Below are 14,579 nucleotides of genomic sequence, written 5' to 3' on the forward strand. Positions count from 1 at the left end.
GGGGGGGTTGGGGGGCTGGCCCCCCATCGGACATCAGCCATCATCAACCACCGCAAAGAGGTTCGGCACCGCCGGACAGGGCGCCAATTCGTTCTCCACCACGTCTGACAACCGGGTCTGGTGCAAAAACACGTATACATGCGCGCTCAGCCCTTCCCAAAGCCGGTTGGTCAACGATTGCGCGCGTGATCCGGACGCGGCCCCTGACGCCCCTGCCCCCTTGTGCATGGCATCCACCGTCTCATCCACGGCCTCAAGGATTTCGGCCACCCGGATCTCCGACGCAGGGCGCGCCAGACGGTAACCGCCGCCCGGGCCGCGCACCGACACCACCAGATTTGCGCGCCGCAACTTCACAAAGAGCTGTTCCAGATAGGGCAGTGATATGTCCTGACGTGCCGATATATCTCCAAGGCTGACCAGAGTATCTGCCGGTTGCAGCGCGATATCCGCGAGGGCAACCATCGCGTAACGTCCCTTTGTCGACAGTTTCATCGATGCGCCCCCGATTGACGTCACAGCCCGCAGGCCATACATGCTTTGCCACCGCAGGATATGTGTCCTGCCAATGAGTTTAGAAACGTTCTAAGGTATCCGACGTATTTCGTCAAGAAATCGGACATCAAAAGACGCGCGAGGACAGAACCGCCTATGCCCGAGGTCATTTTTCCCGGACCCGAAGGCCGCCTTGAGGGCCGCTATCACCCACAAAAAGAGCGCGACGCGCCGATTGCCATTATCCTGCACCCGCATCCGCAATTTGGCGGCACGATGAACCACAAGGTGGTGCACGCGCTGCACTATGCATTCTTCAAGATGGGGTTCACCGTACTGCGGTTCAATTTCCGCGGCGTGGGGCGCAGTCAGGGCGAATATGATCAGGGTATCGGTGAGCTGTCGGATGCGGCCTCCGCGCTCGATTATCTGCAATCGATGAACAACAATTCCAAGCATTGCTGGGTTGCGGGCTTTTCGTTTGGCGCGTGGATCGGGATGCAGCTTCTGATGCGCCGGCCCGAGATCACCGGGTTCATCTCGGTCTCGCCGCCCGCGAATATGTATGATTTCTCGTTCCTGGCGCCCTGCCCGTCCTCCGGCCTGATCATCAACGGCACGGCTGACCGCGTTGCCCCACCTGCGGACACGGAATCGCTGGTGTCCAAACTGCACGAGCAAAAGGGCATCACGATCACGCATACGCAGATCGACGGTGCGGGCCACTTCTTTGAGGAACCGCATCTCGACACGATGATCGGCCACACCACCGATTATGTGAAACGCCGCCTGACAGAGACGTCGCGCTAATGGCGGATCCCGTCGTCACCGAGATGGCCAACAAGCTGGCCGAAGAGTGCCTCGCCGTACAAAAGGAAGTCGGTGACGACAGGCTGTTCATGAAGGTGGGCGAGGTGCTGGGCGCGTCGTCCCAGACGCTGGAAGAAGCGTTCCTGACGGCCGTGCGCACCCGGATGGCCAACGATTCCGGTCGCCGGTTCCTGGCCCAGCAACTGAAGTCGCACCGGGCACAGTCGGACGGGTGACCCGGCTCGACCAGCAGATTGCCTTTTTGACCGAAGCGGACCGGCTGAAATCCGTGATCCGCGCCACCACGCTGACTGACGGGACCCGCGCGGAAAACAGTGCGGAGCACTCCTGGCACCTGTCGCTCTACGCGCTGATCCTCGCGGACCAAGCTGGGCCGGATGTGGACCTCAACACGGTGATCCGCATGCTCATCCTGCACGATCTGGTGGAAATCGACGCAGGCGATGCACCGATTTTCGGCGACGTGGATGCAAATGCCATGGCCGCGCAGGAGGCCGCCGCCGCCGACCGCATCTTTGGCCTGCTGCCCCCGGATCAAGGCGCGGAATTGCGCGCGCTCTGGGATGAATTCGAGGCGGCGCAAACCCCGTCCGCCCAATTTGCCAAGGCGCTCGATCGGTTCCAGCCGCCGATGCAAAACCTGGCGTCGGGCGGCGGCAGCTGGACCGACTACAACGTTACCCCGGACAAGATCGAGGCCCGCGTGGCCCCCGCGATCAAACGCGGGGCGCCGGGTCTGTGGGCCTATGCCAAGGCGCGCATTGACGCGTTTTTTGCCACTTAGGTGATCACGTTCATCGCGGCAGAGGCTGCGATGCGGATCGGGCGGAGCACCATGTCGAGCACATAGCGCAGGAAGCTCACCGTAAGGTCCGCGACGGTCAGTGCACCGCGCACAGCAGCACCGGCAAATTTCAACGCCAGCTTCGCAAATTTCAGCAGGTAGTCCCCAACTTTCGATGCAAAGCGCGCGCCGCTGCGGATCAATTCAACCAGCACATCCGCCAGCGTAAAGCCGATGGTGATCGTGGCCGAGATGATGTGGGCCGCCGCATAGAGGATCGCCTTCAAAGCCTTGGCCAGGAAGAAGTACCCAAGGCTCGACCCGATCCCCAGCTGGCTCTCGGCCTGCGTCAGCCAATAGCCGGGATCAGATTTCGAGGACATGCGCGATTCCGGCGGCCAGCCGGTCATCGGCATTTTGGGGATGTAGTTGTCCTTCATGCTGTGCGCCTGGCCCGAAAACGCGGCATTGCCATCCACGAACCCGATGGAGCCGGGCCCCACATGGCAAAACGGGGTCAGCGGGATCATCGGCACCGGGTCCGAGATTGAATAGACCCGCTTGATCCGCTCTGCCCCGATCATGCGCACCACGTCATTGCCAAGACCAAGCGAGCCGATGCGCGGCGCGCCGAACGTATAGAGGTGCGAGGTCGCCGTACCGTTCTGGGCATAGTCCACCGCCGCCAATGTCGCCAGCGCACCGCCCAGAGAGTGGCCGATAAAGTGGATGCGCTTGGGATTGGCCCCGCTGATCATCCGCTGCACATCGCTGCGCATCTTGGAATAGATGTCCATGAACCCCGAATGCACCAGCGATCCGGTCGGGCCACGCGTCAGGCCAATCTGATAATTGGAGATCCAGTCATTCGAGATCCCCATCTTGCCGGTCGTGCCGCGCATGGCAAAGATGTATTCACCGTCCTGCGCACCGTTGCGTTCCAGCAGAACACCAAAGCCCGCGCTTTCCTTGACGAAGCCGCCAGATTGGCTGACCACCGCCTCCATGGGCGTGACCGGCACGGACAGCTTGGTTTCCGATTGCGAGTCCGGGTCAAACGCATCTTCGCGCTGTGCAAACAGGTCCGCGTCGCGCTTGACGTTGTCTGACGTGCTGTCCTTGGCCGCGGCAACCGCATAGGCCCCTTCGGCAATAATGGCCGCGTTGCGACCGTGCATGTTGAATGTCATTTCAAAATCGTCCCCAGGAATACGGTCAGGTCGAATAATCAGTTCAAGGCACACACACCCCAGCCAAGCGCGCCGTTGCCGGGGCTTTGCGACAGGTCACAGGTGACGGCAAACGGCTTGCCATCGGTTTCATGCAGCGGCTCAAGGCTGCGCGAATTGATATAGAGGATCTCGGTCTCTTCGCCGCCGGTGCTGGCATAGTAGCGCTGCACAACGACAGGTGTGGACAGCCCCGACAGCCAGCCGCGCCGCGGCGCATTCACGGCGTCAAAGCCGAAGCGGCCCGCGGCATCCGTGGTCACGCTGTCGCTTTCGGATTTGCTGTTGTAGATCCACTCGCGCCGCACGGTGGCGCCTGCGACGGGTGTCCCGCCCGGACCGATCAGGACACCGGACATGGGCGAACAGATATATTGCGCGTCGGCTTTCGACATGGTTCCTCCGACAAGGCCCCACAGGAGGGCGGCAGCAGTCACAATGACGAGCAGGCGGCGCATGTTCGTCCTTTCGTTGCGGCGTGGTTGGCTGTGACCCTACCGTGGCGTGTGCCGCCCGGCCACTGCGGAATTCCATACCCGGCAAGAAAAACGGCGCGGAGGAAGCCCCCCGCGCCGCTTGATCAGATGTCGCGAAACGCCGGTATCAGCCGATGATGGCGTTCAGCGTCGCACTGGGCCGCATCACAGCGGCACAGAGCGCGTCATCATTGCGGAAGTAGCCGCCCGTGTCTGCCGGGCTGCCCGCCTTGCCGCCCAGCTCCGTCAGGATCGCCTCTTCCTTTGCGGCCAGTTCCGCCGCCAGCGGCGCAAATTCTGCCGCCAGCTCCGCGTCATCGGTTTGTGCCGCCAGCGCCTCGGCCCAGTAGCGCGCAAACCAGTAATGCGAGGCGCGGTTGTCAGGCTGGCCCACCTTGCGGCCCGGGCTGCGGTCGTGATCGAGAATGCCTTGGGTTGCAGCCTCTGCCGCGGCACCCAGCACCCCGGCCTTGGCGTTGCCCTTCGCGTCCGCGAGGAAGTTGAGCGACTCGCCCAAGGCGCAGAATTCACCCATGCTGTCCCACCGCAGGTGGTTTTCAGCGTGCAACTGCTGCACGTGCTTTGGGGCCGATCCCCCCGCACCGGTTTCAAAAAGGCCCCCGCCCTGCATCAGCTTCACGATCGACAGCATCTTGGCCGATGTGCCCAGCTCGAGGATCGGGAACAGGTCGGTGAGATAGTCGCGCAGCACGTTGCCCGTGATCGCGATGCTGTCCTTGCCCGCCGTAATGGTTTCCAGCGACTGACGCGTGGCGGCACGCGGGTCCATGATCATGAACTTGTCCGCAACACCCGCCGCCTCCAGCGCCGGGGTCACATATTTGATCAGTTCGGCGTCATGCGCCCGGTTCGCATCCAGCCAGAAGATCGCCTCGGACCCGGTCAGGCGCTGCCGGTCCATGGCGAGTTGGATCCAGTTTTCGATCGGCGCTTTCTTCACGGTGCAGGACCGCCAGATGTCGCCCGCCTCGACCGCATGGGAATGCAGAATGTCACCGTTGGCCAGAACGATGCGCATCGTGCCCTTGGCAGGCGCTTCGAACGTGGTGGGGTGGCTGCCGTATTCCTCGGCCTTCTGCGCCATCAGGCCGACATTGGCGACCGCACCTGCGGTGGTCACATCCAGCGCGCCATTGGCTTTGAAAAAGTTGATCGTCTCGTCATAGATCGTGGAGTAACAGCGGTCCGGGATCACGCAGTTCGTGTCGCCCTTGGCCCCCGTTTCGTCCCAGCCTTTGCCGCCTGCGCGGATCACGGCGGGCATCGACGCGTCGATGATCACGTCCGACGGCACGTGCAGGTTGGTGATGCCCTTGTCGCTGTCGACCATGTACATGCTGGGCCGGTCGAGGGCCTCGATCTCTGCCTTGATCGCATCGGCGTTGTCCATCGTGTCGATCGCCGCCAGCACATCACCAAGGCCCGCGTTCGGAGTGCCGCCCGCCGCCTTGATCGCATCGCCATGCGCGTCCCAGACCGGACCCAGCCACGCCTTGACCGCGTGGCCAAAGATGATCGGGTCGGACACTTTCATCATCGTGGCCTTCATGTGCAGCGAGAACATGGTCCCGTCGGCCATCGTGTCCTTGATCGCACCATCGAGGAAGGTCGCCAGTGCCGCCGCCGACATGAAGGTTGCGTCCGCCACGGTGCCCTCTTCGAGCGGCCACACGTCCTTGAGCACGGTCACTGTGCCATCCGCCGCCTCGAACTCGATCCGCGCATCGCCGGCCTGCGCAGCCGTAATCGTGGCCGACACCTCGTTGGCATAGAAATCATTGCCCGGCATCGACGACACTTTGGTCTTGCTGCTGGCCTCCCACGCGCCCATCGAATGCGGGTTGGCCTGCGCAAAATTCTTGACCGCACGCGCGGCACGGCGGTCGGAGTTGCCTTCGCGCAGGACCGGGTTCACCGCCGATCCCTTGATGCTGTCATAGCGCGCGCGGATATCCTTTTCCGCGTCCGTCTGCGGGTCTTCGGGGTAATCCGGCAGCGCATAACCCTTGGCCTGCAATTCCTGCACCGCCGCCACCAGCTGTGGCACGGAGGCCGAGATGTTGGGCAGCTTGATCACGTTGGCGTCTGGCGTCTTCACCAGTTCACCCAGTTCGGCCAGATGGTCCTCCTGACGCTGTGCCTCGGTCAGGTGATCGGGGAATGTCGCGATGATCCGGCCCGCAAGGCTGATGTCCTTGACCCCGACCTCGACCCCTGCCGTTGCGGCAAAGCGGCGGATGATCGGCAGAAAGGATGCGCTGGCAAGTTCCGGCGCTTCGTCAACCTTAGTGTAGATGATATCGGGGGAATTGGTCATGACGCACCTCTTTTGCCGGGGTTTGGGACACGCGCGTATGTGGCGCGCTGTTGCGCACGGGGCCTACAGAACAGGCACGCGCGCGTCAATGCATACAAATGTATACAGAGTGCGGCTTTTTGTGCCATCCCTGCGCGCGGGAATCTGTTAGAGACGCCTGAGCACTGCGCAGAAGGAGCCGAGCCATGTCCAAGATCAAGGTCGAAAACCCCATTGTCGAAATGGACGGGGATGAGATGACGCGCATCATGTGGGCGTTCATCAAGGACAAGCTGATCCTGCCCTATCTGGATATCGACTTGCTCTACTATGATCTGGGGATCGAGGCACGCGACGATACCGAAGATCAGATCACAATTGACGCCGCCGAAAAGACCAAGGAGGTCGGCGTCGCGGTCAAATGCGCCACGATCACGCCCGATGAGGCGCGGGTGGAGGAGTTTGGCCTGAAGAAAATGTGGCGCAGCCCGAATGGCACCATCCGAAACATCCTCGGCGGTGTGATTTTCCGCCAGCCGATCATCTGCAAGAACGTGCCCCGCCTTGTGCCCGGCTGGACCTCGCCCATCGTGGTGGGCCGCCATGCGTTCGGCGATCAGTACAAAGCCACGGATATGAAATTTCCGGGTGCCGGCACGCTGACGATGAAGTTCGTGGGCGAGGATGGCACGGAAGTGGAACACGAGGTCTACAAGGCCGACGGGCCAGGCGTGTTCATGTCGATGTATAACATCGACAAGTCGATCTATGACTTTGCGCGGGCGTCGTTCAATTATGGTCTGAACCTCGGGTGGCCGGTCTACCTGTCGACCAAGAACACAATCCTCAAGCAATATGACGGGCGGTTTTTGGAGATCTTTCAGGAGGTCTACGACGCCGAGTTCCGCGAACAGTTCGAGGCCAAGGAGATCTGGTACGAACACCGGCTGATCGACGACATGGTCGCCTGTGCGATCAAGTGGAACGGGAAATTCGTTTGGGCCTGCAAGAACTACGACGGTGATGTGCAGTCGGATGTGGTGGCGCAGGGGTTTGGGTCGCTCGGCATGATGACGTCGCAACTGATGACGCCGGATGGCAAGATCGTGGAGGCAGAGGCGGCGCATGGCACCGTCACGCGGCATTACCGCCAGCATCAGGAAGGGCAGTCGACCTCCACCAACTCCATCGCGTCGATCTATGCGTGGACCGGCGGGCTCAAGCACCGGGCCAAGCTGGATGACAACGCGCAATTGATGCGCTTTGCCGAAACCCTGGAAAAGGTGATCGTGGATACGGTGGAAAGCGGGCATATGACCAAGGACCTCGCCCTTCTCGTCGGCCCCGATCAGGGGTGGCTGACGACGATGGGCTTTCTCGAGAAGCTGGATGAAAACCTGCAGAAGGCGCTGCATCCCGATGAGTGACAACGACACGCTCTGGCGTACCTTGTCTCTGGAACATAAGATCCGCTGTTTTGCGGGCCTGATTTTAGCGGCATGGGTGGCTATCGTGGGCACGGACGTGGACGGCACCGCGCATGCGATGCTGGTTGCGCTGACCTTCTACGTGATCGGACTGGAGTTCATCGGCCTCCTCGTGGCCAATTGGTTTGGCTATGAGCGCCTGTCGGTGGTCGCGACGGCGTTCTTGTTTGGGTTGAAGCGATCGAAGTTGTTTCTTGCAGCGCTCGGAGCGGTGATCCTTGCGGTCTTTCTGGACTACTTAACCGACTTTTGACACGACAACACTGATGCAAAAGCGCAATGGCTGAGCCTCATAAACCAACCGCCCATACCCCGCTCGAAGATGCGCAGGCCGCTATCCTCGGCACGGCACTGTGCGCGCTTGGCGTGCAGTTTCTTGGCCATGCACAGCTGGTCACCGGCCAGACCGCTGGACTGGGCGTGCTCCTGTCCTACACCACGGGCTGGTCGTTCGGCGTCTGGTTCTTTGTGCTGAACCTGCCGTTTTATGTGCTGGCACTGATGCGCATGGGCGTGTCCTTCACGCTCAAGAGCTTTGCCGCCGTACTTCTCGTCTCACTGCAATCGGAACTCTTCGCGACACTCATCGTGCTGGATACCGTGCCGCCTTGGCTGGCCAGCCTGCTTGCAGGCGGTTTGATCGGCATGGGGCTGATCATCGTGTTCCGACACGGGGCATCGCTGGGCGGGATCGGCGTGCTGGCGCTCTATTTGCAGGACAAGACCGGGTTCAAGGCGGGCTACACCCAGTTGATCTTTGACGGCGTCCTGTTTGGCTTTGCGCTGCTGTTCCTGCCCTGGACCGTTGTCGCGTGGTCCCTGCTGGGTGCGGTCGTCACGAACCTGATCATCGCAACCAACCACCGCAAGGACCGCTACGTCGCGCGTTAGCGGTTTTGCAATTGCTCTGCCATTGATGACACCATCTGGCTGGCCGTCTTTTCGAACAGGCACGGGATCACCGCATGGATCAGCGCAGCACCCGCGGCCGCAAACAGGCGCATGGCAAAGCGGCCAGCAAAGGCCGCGTGCGCAAAGTAGCTTTCATCGACAGAGCGCGGGTGATCCAGAAAGACGCGGGTCAGCATGAATAATCTCCTTGTTGATGCGTCCAGCGTGCCGGAATGCGGATCAAAACTTGTCCCATTCCTCATGAATATTCCCGTTTGACCGGTACGTTTTTCCCACGTATCGACGGGATATGAGTAATATCGACCCATTCGACGCAAAAATCCTCAACGCATTGCAGCGAAATTGCGATCTGTCGCTTGACGCGCTTGGCGAGGCTGTCGGCCTCAGCCGCAATGCAACATGGCGGCGCGTGCGCGCTTTGGAAGATGCCGGGATGATCATCCGTCGCGTGGCGCTCGTGGATGCGGACAAGCTGGGCCTTGGCCTGCAAGTCTTCATGCAGATCCGTACCCACAGCCACGATCCCGACTGGCAATCCGCCTTTGCCCGCGCCACGCGCACCCTACCCTCTATCCTCAGCGTCTACCGCATGACGGGCGATCTGGACTATCTGGTGCAGGCGCGGGTGCGGGATATGGCCGACTATGATCAGCTCTACCAACATCTCATCGCACAGGTGCCCATTGCCGACGTTGCCGCCAGTTTCGTGATGGAAGAGATCAAGCACAGCACCGCCCTGCCCGTCTGAGCCAAAGGACACACCCATGCCGCTCCACTATGTATATCTGATTGTCGCCGTGGCCGCCGAAACCATCGGAACCACGGCGTTGCAGGCCAGTGACCAGTTCACCAAGACCGGCCCGACCATCGTCGTGGTTCTGGCCTACGCCGTCGCGTTCTACTTCCTTGGCGTGGCCCTGAAATACATCCCCGTGGGCATCGCATATGCGCTGTGGTCCGGTCTCGGGATCATCATGATCGCCTTCATCGGCTTTGCGGTGTTCAAGCAGACACTGGACCTGCCCGCGCTCCTTGGGCTTGGCCTGATTATCGCAGGGATCGTGGTGATCCAGCTCTTCTCGAAAACGGCGACACACTAGCCCTTTCATTCTGCATCGCAGCGCTATATGGGCCGCACAAAGCACCGCACAGGATGATTTCGTCCGACCGCTTCGCCCTTGGAGGACCATCATGGATCTGCGCAATATCGCCATCATCGCCCACGTTGACCACGGCAAGACCACGCTTGTGGACGAACTGCTGAAGCAATCGGGCACCTACCGCGAGAACCAGGCCACAACCGAACGCGCGATGGATAGCAATGACCTCGAACGCGAGCGCGGGATTACGATCCTGGCCAAGGCGACGTCCGTGGAATGGAAAAACACCCGCATCAACATCGTGGACACGCCCGGCCACGCCGATTTCGGTGGCGAGGTGGAGCGCATCCTGTCGATGGTGGACGGTGTTGTCCTGCTGGTCGATGCTGCCGAAGGACCGATGCCACAGACGAAATTCGTGACCTCCAAGGCGCTGGCGCTTGGCCTCCGGCCCATCGTGGTGCTGAACAAGGTCGACAAGCCCGATGGCGAACCCGACCGCGCGCTGGACGAATGCTTTGACCTCTTTGCCAATCTGGGCGCGGACGATGATCAGCTGGATTTTCCGGCGATGTACGCGTCGGGGCGGTCTGGCTGGGCGGATATGGAGCTGGACGGGCCGCGCAAGGATCTGTCGGCGCTGTTTGACCTGATTGTGGATCACGTGCCTGCGCCCGCGCAGGTCGCCGCGCGGGACGAGCCGTTCCGCATGCTGGCCACGACGCTGGGATCGGACCCGTTCATCGGGCGCATCCTGACGGGCCGCGTCGAATCCGGCACGCTGAAACCGGGTGAGACGGTCAAGGCGCTGAGCCGCGATGGCACGCTGATCGAAAACTTCCGCTGCACCAAGATCCTTGCCTTTCGCGGGCTGGGCCAACAGCCCATCGAGGCGGCTGAGGCGGGCGATATCGTTACGCTGGCGGGCATGTCCAAAGCGACAGTGGCCGATTCCATTGTGGCCCCGTCGGTGTCGGACGCCCTGCCCGCCCAACCCATCGACCCGCCCACCATCACCGTCACCTTCGGCATCAACGACAGCCCGCTCGCGGGCCGCGACGGCAAAAAGGTCCAGTCCCGCGTGATCCGCGACCGTCTCATGAAAGAGGCGGAATCCAACGTCGCGATCAAGATCACCGACACCCCCGGCGGCGACGCCTTCGAAGTGGCGGGCCGTGGCGAATTGCAGATGGGCGTTCTGATCGAGAACATGCGCCGCGAAGGCTTTGAGCTGAGCATCAGCCGCCCGCAGGTCCTGTTCCAGGAAATTGACGGCGTGCGCCACGAGCCCATCGAAGAAGCAACAATTGACGTCGATGACGAGTATTCCGGCGCTGTGATTGAAAAGCTGACGGGCACGCGCAAGGGCAACCTGGTTGAGATGAAACCCGCAGGCGCGGGCAAGACCCGCATCATCGCGCATGTGCCATCGCGCGGGCTGATCGGCTATCACGGTGAGTTTCTCACGGATACGCGCGGCACTGGCGTGTTGAACCGGGTGTTCCACGAATGGGCGCCGCACAAGGGTCCGATCCCGGGCCGCCGCGCGGGTGTGCTGATCTCCATGGAAAACGGGCAGTCTGTGGCCTTTGCCCTTTGGAACCTCGAAGAACGGGGCCGGATGTTCATCGGCGCGCAGGCGGACGTCTATACCGGTATGATCATCGGTGAGCACAGCCGCGAAAACGACCTTGAGGTGAACCCGCTCAAGGGCAAGAAGCTGACCAATGTGCGGGCAAGCGGAACGGATGAGGCGGTGCGGCTGACCACGCCGATCACCATGTCGCTGGAAGAGGCGATTGCCTATATCGACGATGATGAGCTGGTCGAGGTGACGCCGAACGCGGTGCGCTTGCGCAAGCGGTATCTGGATCCGCATGAACGCAAGCGGATGGCGCGGGCCGGCTGAGGCCGGACTGGGGGCCAGCCCCCAGACCCCCGGGATTTTCTGGAACAGAGACGGGTGCGGCGGGCCGCGTCTACTCCGTGGTTTCCACGATCAGCAGCTCGCGTTCCGACGCGCCGCGCGCATGTTCAAGGGCAGCCTGATAAGCGGCGGAATGATAGCAACGTTCCGCGGTTTCCACGTCCGGGAACTTTGCAACCACGTTGCGGGGACGGTCGGTGCCTTCAAGCTGGACATAGCGGCCACCGCGCGCGATGAACGTGCCGCCATGTTCGGCGATGGCGACCGTGGCACCTTCGGCGTATTTCTTGTAAGCCACCTCGTCCGTGACCATGACATGGGCAATCCAGAGTGCGGGCATTCCTTTATCCTTTCAAGGCTTTGGCGATGCGGTCCGCGACATCCTGTTCGCTCGCATCGCTCAGATCAACAGGCGCGCCACCTTGCGCCATGTCGGGGCGGCCACCGCCGCCCTTGCCACCGAACTCTGCAACCACTGGCTTGAGCAGGTCCACCGCATTGAGCGCATCGCCCTTTGTCGAGCCCACACCAATCGCCGTCTTGCCCCCGTCCGTGGCGAGCACGATATAGGCATCTGCCTGACCGGATTGCTTGAGTTTGTCGATTGTCTCACGCAGCTGCTTGGCCGGGAAATTCTTGAACAGCTTCAGCTCGACCGTGCCGCCCGACACGGTCAGATCATGCCGCTTGCCTGCGCCGCCGCCCATGGCCAGTTCCTGGCGCAGTTGCGCCACCTCTGCCGCGAGCGTTTTGCGGTCTTCGAGGAGCGATTTTATGCGCGCCGGCACCTCTTGGGCCGGTGCCTTCAACTCAAGCGCCGCTTCGGCCAGCAAGTGATCCTGCGCACGCAGATAGTCCAGCGCCGCCTGCCCGGTCAGCGCTTCGATGCGCCGCACGCCCGCGCTGGAGGCGCTGTCGCCCAGGGTCACAAATGCCCCGATATCGCCCGTCTGGCGCACGTGGGTGCCGCCACACAGCTCAAGCGAATAGGTGTCGCCGCCCGTCCCCTTGCCGGAGCCTTCAGCACGGCCCATCGACACGACGCGCACCTCATCACCGTATTTCTCGCCAAAAAGCGCCTGAGCCCCCAGAGCGCGAGCGTCATCCGGCGTCATGATCCGCGTGTCCACGGCTGCGTTCTGGCGGATATAGGCGTTCACCTCCGCTTCGACCTGCGACAGCTCGTCGAGGCTCATCGCCTTGCCATGGGAAAAATCAAACCGCAGCCGGTCCGGGGCGTTGAGCGAGCCGCGTTGAGCGACGTGTTCGCCCAGGGCGCCGCGCAGCGCTTCGTGCAGGAGGTGCGTGGCCGAATGGTTGGCCCGGATGGCGGTACGGCGCGCGTGATCCACTTCAAGAACCGCTGCTTCTCCCTTGGAAAGGCTGCCTTTTGTGACCGTCGCAATATGAATGAAGACACCGGCCGTCTTGCGTGTGTCCGTCACCGCGGCGGTGCCGTTTTCCGTGCGGATGATGCCGGCATCGCCAACCTGGCCGCCGCTTTCTGCATAAAACGGCGTCTGGTTCAGAGCGATCTGAACTTGCGCGCCCTCCGCAGCCGTCGCCTGCGCCGCGCCATCCACGACGAGGGCCACAATCTGTCCTTCGGCGGTCTCGGTGTCATAGCCAAGGAAATCCGTGGTGCCGTCCTTGTCCGCGACGTCGAACCAAACGGTTGCGTCCGCAGCCTCGCCCGATCCGGACCATGCCGCACGCGCCTTGGCCTTTTGTTCGGCCATGGCGGCATCAAAACCATCTGTGTCCACCCCGCGGCCCTTTTCACGCAGCGCGTCCTGCGTCAGGTCCAGCGGAAAGCCATAGGTGTCATAGAGTTTGAACGCCGTCGCACCGGGCAGGTCGCTATCGTCGGGCAAATCAGCAAGCGCGTCATCCAGGAGCTTCAATCCACGATCCAGCGTTTGCTTGAACCGCGTTTCCTCGGCCTCAAGCGTTTCGGTGATCAGCGCCTGCGCCTGCCCCAGTTCCGGGTAGGCCGCGCCCATCTGCTGCACGAGGCTGGGCACCAACCGGTGCATCACAGGGTCCTTCGCGCCTAGAAGATGGGCGTGCCGCATCGCGCGCCGCATGATCCGCCGCAACACATAGCCACGACCATCATTGGAGGGCATCACACCATCGGCGATCAGGAACGAGGTGGACCGCAAATGGTCCGCGATCACCCGGTGGTGCACATTCTGATCGCCATAAGGATCCACGCCCGTGGCATCCGCCGACGCCTCGATCAGCGTCTTGAACAGGTCGGTGTCATAGTTGTCATGGCTGCCCTGCAGCAGCGCGCCGATGCGTTCGAGGCCCATGCCCGTGTCAATCGACTGCATGTCCAGATCAACCATGGAGCCGTCTTCGAACTGTTCGTTCTGCATGAACACGATGTTCCAGATCTCGATGAAACGGTCACCGTCTTCTTCCGGGCTTCCCGGAGGACCGCCCCAGATGTGGTCGCCATGGTCATAGAAAATTTCGGTGCAGGGACCGCACGGTCCCGTGGGGCCCATCTGCCAGAAATTGTCCGAGGTTGCGATGCGGATGATCCGGCCTTCGGGCACGCCGACCTTCTTCCAGATGTCAAACGCCTCGTCATCCGTGTGATAGACGGTGACATAAAGGCGGTCCTTGGGAATGCCGAATTCCTGCGTGATCAGCTGCCAGGCAAAGGGGATCGCCTCATGCTTGAAGTAGTCGCCAAAGCTGAAATTCCCGAGCATCTCGAAAAACGTGTGGTGGCGCGCGGTGTAGCCAACGTTGTCGAGGTCGTTGTGCTTGCCACCGGCGCGCACGCACTTCTGTGCTGTAGTCGCGCGGGTATAGTCGCGCCGCTCCAGACCGGTAAACAGGTTCTTGAACTGCACCATGCCCGAATTCACGAACATGAGCGTCGGGTCATTCCGCGGCACCAGAGGGCTTGAGGGGACGACCGCATGCCCTTGTTTTTCAAAGTAATTCAGGAATGTCGAACGGATGTCATTGAGCGATGGCATGGGGCGTGGCCTTGGGCAGGAA

At 61.7% G+C, this 14,579-nt stretch carries 16 protein-coding genes; 9 read left to right on the forward strand and 7 right to left on the reverse strand.

Features of this window, described 5'->3' with window-relative positions; genetic code table 11:
- Positions 1-33: 33 nt before the first annotated feature.
- Complete coding sequence (locus ACERHN_RS19250; RefSeq protein WP_415920626.1) at positions 34-495, reverse strand: Rrf2 family transcriptional regulator; 462 nt, start codon at positions 493-495, stop codon at positions 34-36.
- A gap of 156 nt (positions 496-651) precedes the next feature.
- On the opposite strand from ACERHN_RS19250, the gene ACERHN_RS19255 reads away from it, so the two are divergent.
- From ACERHN_RS19255 to ACERHN_RS19265, 3 genes are read left to right on the forward strand one after another with little or no spacing between them, the layout of a single operon-like run.
- Positions 652-1,305, forward strand: coding sequence for an alpha/beta hydrolase (locus tag ACERHN_RS19255; protein WP_415920627.1), 654 nt, complete (start codon positions 652-654; stop codon positions 1,303-1,305).
- Complete coding sequence (locus ACERHN_RS19260; protein WP_415920628.1) at positions 1,305-1,541, forward strand: hypothetical protein; 237 nt, start codon at positions 1,305-1,307, stop codon at positions 1,539-1,541. The genes ACERHN_RS19255 and ACERHN_RS19260 overlap by 1 nt, the downstream gene beginning before the upstream one ends.
- Entirely contained in the window at positions 1,538-2,110 is a 573-nt protein-coding gene (locus ACERHN_RS19265; protein ID WP_415920629.1) for an HD domain-containing protein, read from the forward strand. Before ACERHN_RS19260 ends, ACERHN_RS19265 begins: the two co-directional genes overlap by 4 nt.
- Here the strand turns inward: ACERHN_RS19265 and ACERHN_RS19270 are convergent.
- The 3 genes from ACERHN_RS19270 to ACERHN_RS19280 all read right to left on the reverse strand — a co-directional run bounded on the left by ACERHN_RS19270 (position 2,107) and on the right by ACERHN_RS19280 (position 6,153).
- A complete protein-coding gene (locus ACERHN_RS19270) occupies positions 2,107-3,300 on the reverse strand; it encodes a lipase family protein (RefSeq protein ID WP_415920630.1) in 1,194 nt (397 codons plus the stop codon). The two genes, ACERHN_RS19265 and ACERHN_RS19270, sit on opposite strands and share 4 nt — an antisense overlap.
- 38 nt (positions 3,301-3,338) lie before the next feature.
- On the reverse strand, positions 3,339-3,797 hold the full coding sequence (locus ACERHN_RS19275; protein ID WP_415920631.1) for a DUF6795 domain-containing protein: 459 nt from the start codon (positions 3,795-3,797) through the stop codon (positions 3,339-3,341).
- A 145-nt stretch (positions 3,798-3,942) separates the two neighbouring features.
- Entirely contained in the window at positions 3,943-6,153 is a 2,211-nt protein-coding gene (locus ACERHN_RS19280) for an NADP-dependent isocitrate dehydrogenase (RefSeq protein ID WP_415920632.1), read from the reverse strand.
- A gap of 185 nt (positions 6,154-6,338) precedes the next feature.
- On the opposite strand from ACERHN_RS19280, the gene ACERHN_RS19285 reads away from it, so the two are divergent.
- The 3 genes from ACERHN_RS19285 to ACERHN_RS19295 are packed head-to-tail and all read left to right on the forward strand — an operon-like array spanning position 6,339 to position 8,510.
- Positions 6,339-7,559, forward strand: coding sequence for an NADP-dependent isocitrate dehydrogenase (locus ACERHN_RS19285; RefSeq protein WP_415920633.1), 1,221 nt, complete (start codon positions 6,339-6,341; stop codon positions 7,557-7,559).
- Positions 7,552-7,872 (forward strand): hypothetical protein, encoded by a 321-nt coding sequence (locus tag ACERHN_RS19290; protein WP_415920634.1) that lies wholly within the window; start codon positions 7,552-7,554, stop codon positions 7,870-7,872. Before ACERHN_RS19285 ends, ACERHN_RS19290 begins: the two co-directional genes overlap by 8 nt.
- Before the next feature lie 26 nt (positions 7,873-7,898).
- Positions 7,899-8,510: a YitT family protein gene (locus ACERHN_RS19295; RefSeq protein ID WP_415920635.1), complete on the forward strand. Its 612-nt coding sequence runs from the start codon at positions 7,899-7,901 to the stop codon at positions 8,508-8,510.
- Here ACERHN_RS19295 and ACERHN_RS19300 read toward each other — a convergent pair.
- Positions 8,507-8,707: a DUF6356 family protein gene (locus tag ACERHN_RS19300; RefSeq protein ID WP_415920636.1), complete on the reverse strand. Its 201-nt coding sequence runs from the start codon at positions 8,705-8,707 to the stop codon at positions 8,507-8,509. The genes ACERHN_RS19295 and ACERHN_RS19300 overlap by 4 nt on opposite strands.
- A 113-nt stretch (positions 8,708-8,820) precedes the next feature.
- Between ACERHN_RS19300 and ACERHN_RS19305 the strand changes: the two genes are divergently transcribed.
- From ACERHN_RS19305 to typA, 3 genes are all read left to right on the forward strand, one after another.
- The gene (locus ACERHN_RS19305; RefSeq protein WP_415920637.1) at positions 8,821-9,279 is read left to right on the forward strand and encodes an Lrp/AsnC family transcriptional regulator; all 459 of its coding nucleotides are present in this window, start codon (positions 8,821-8,823) and stop codon (positions 9,277-9,279) included.
- A 16-nt stretch (positions 9,280-9,295) separates the two neighbouring features.
- Positions 9,296-9,631: a DMT family transporter gene (locus tag ACERHN_RS19310; RefSeq protein WP_415920638.1), complete on the forward strand. Its 336-nt coding sequence runs from the start codon at positions 9,296-9,298 to the stop codon at positions 9,629-9,631.
- Positions 9,632-9,722: 91 nt separating this feature from the next.
- Positions 9,723-11,540: a translational GTPase TypA gene (gene typA / locus ACERHN_RS19315; protein WP_415920639.1), complete on the forward strand. Its 1,818-nt coding sequence runs from the start codon at positions 9,723-9,725 to the stop codon at positions 11,538-11,540.
- Positions 11,541-11,610: 70 nt separating this feature from the next.
- Here the strand turns inward: typA and ACERHN_RS19320 are convergent, their stop codons facing one another.
- Positions 11,611-11,898, reverse strand: a complete 288-nt coding sequence (locus ACERHN_RS19320; RefSeq protein ID WP_415920640.1) for a DUF1330 domain-containing protein — start codon at positions 11,896-11,898, stop codon at positions 11,611-11,613.
- Positions 11,899-11,902: 4 nt separating this feature from the next.
- Positions 11,903-14,557: an alanine--tRNA ligase gene (gene alaS / locus ACERHN_RS19325; protein WP_415920641.1), complete on the reverse strand. Its 2,655-nt coding sequence runs from the start codon at positions 14,555-14,557 to the stop codon at positions 11,903-11,905.
- Positions 14,558-14,579: the final 22 nt, after the last annotated feature.

Origin of the sequence: Tateyamaria rhodophyticola, assembly GCF_047777875.1 — a bacterium.
Classification (GTDB): Bacteria; Pseudomonadota; Alphaproteobacteria; order Rhodobacterales; family Rhodobacteraceae; genus Tateyamaria.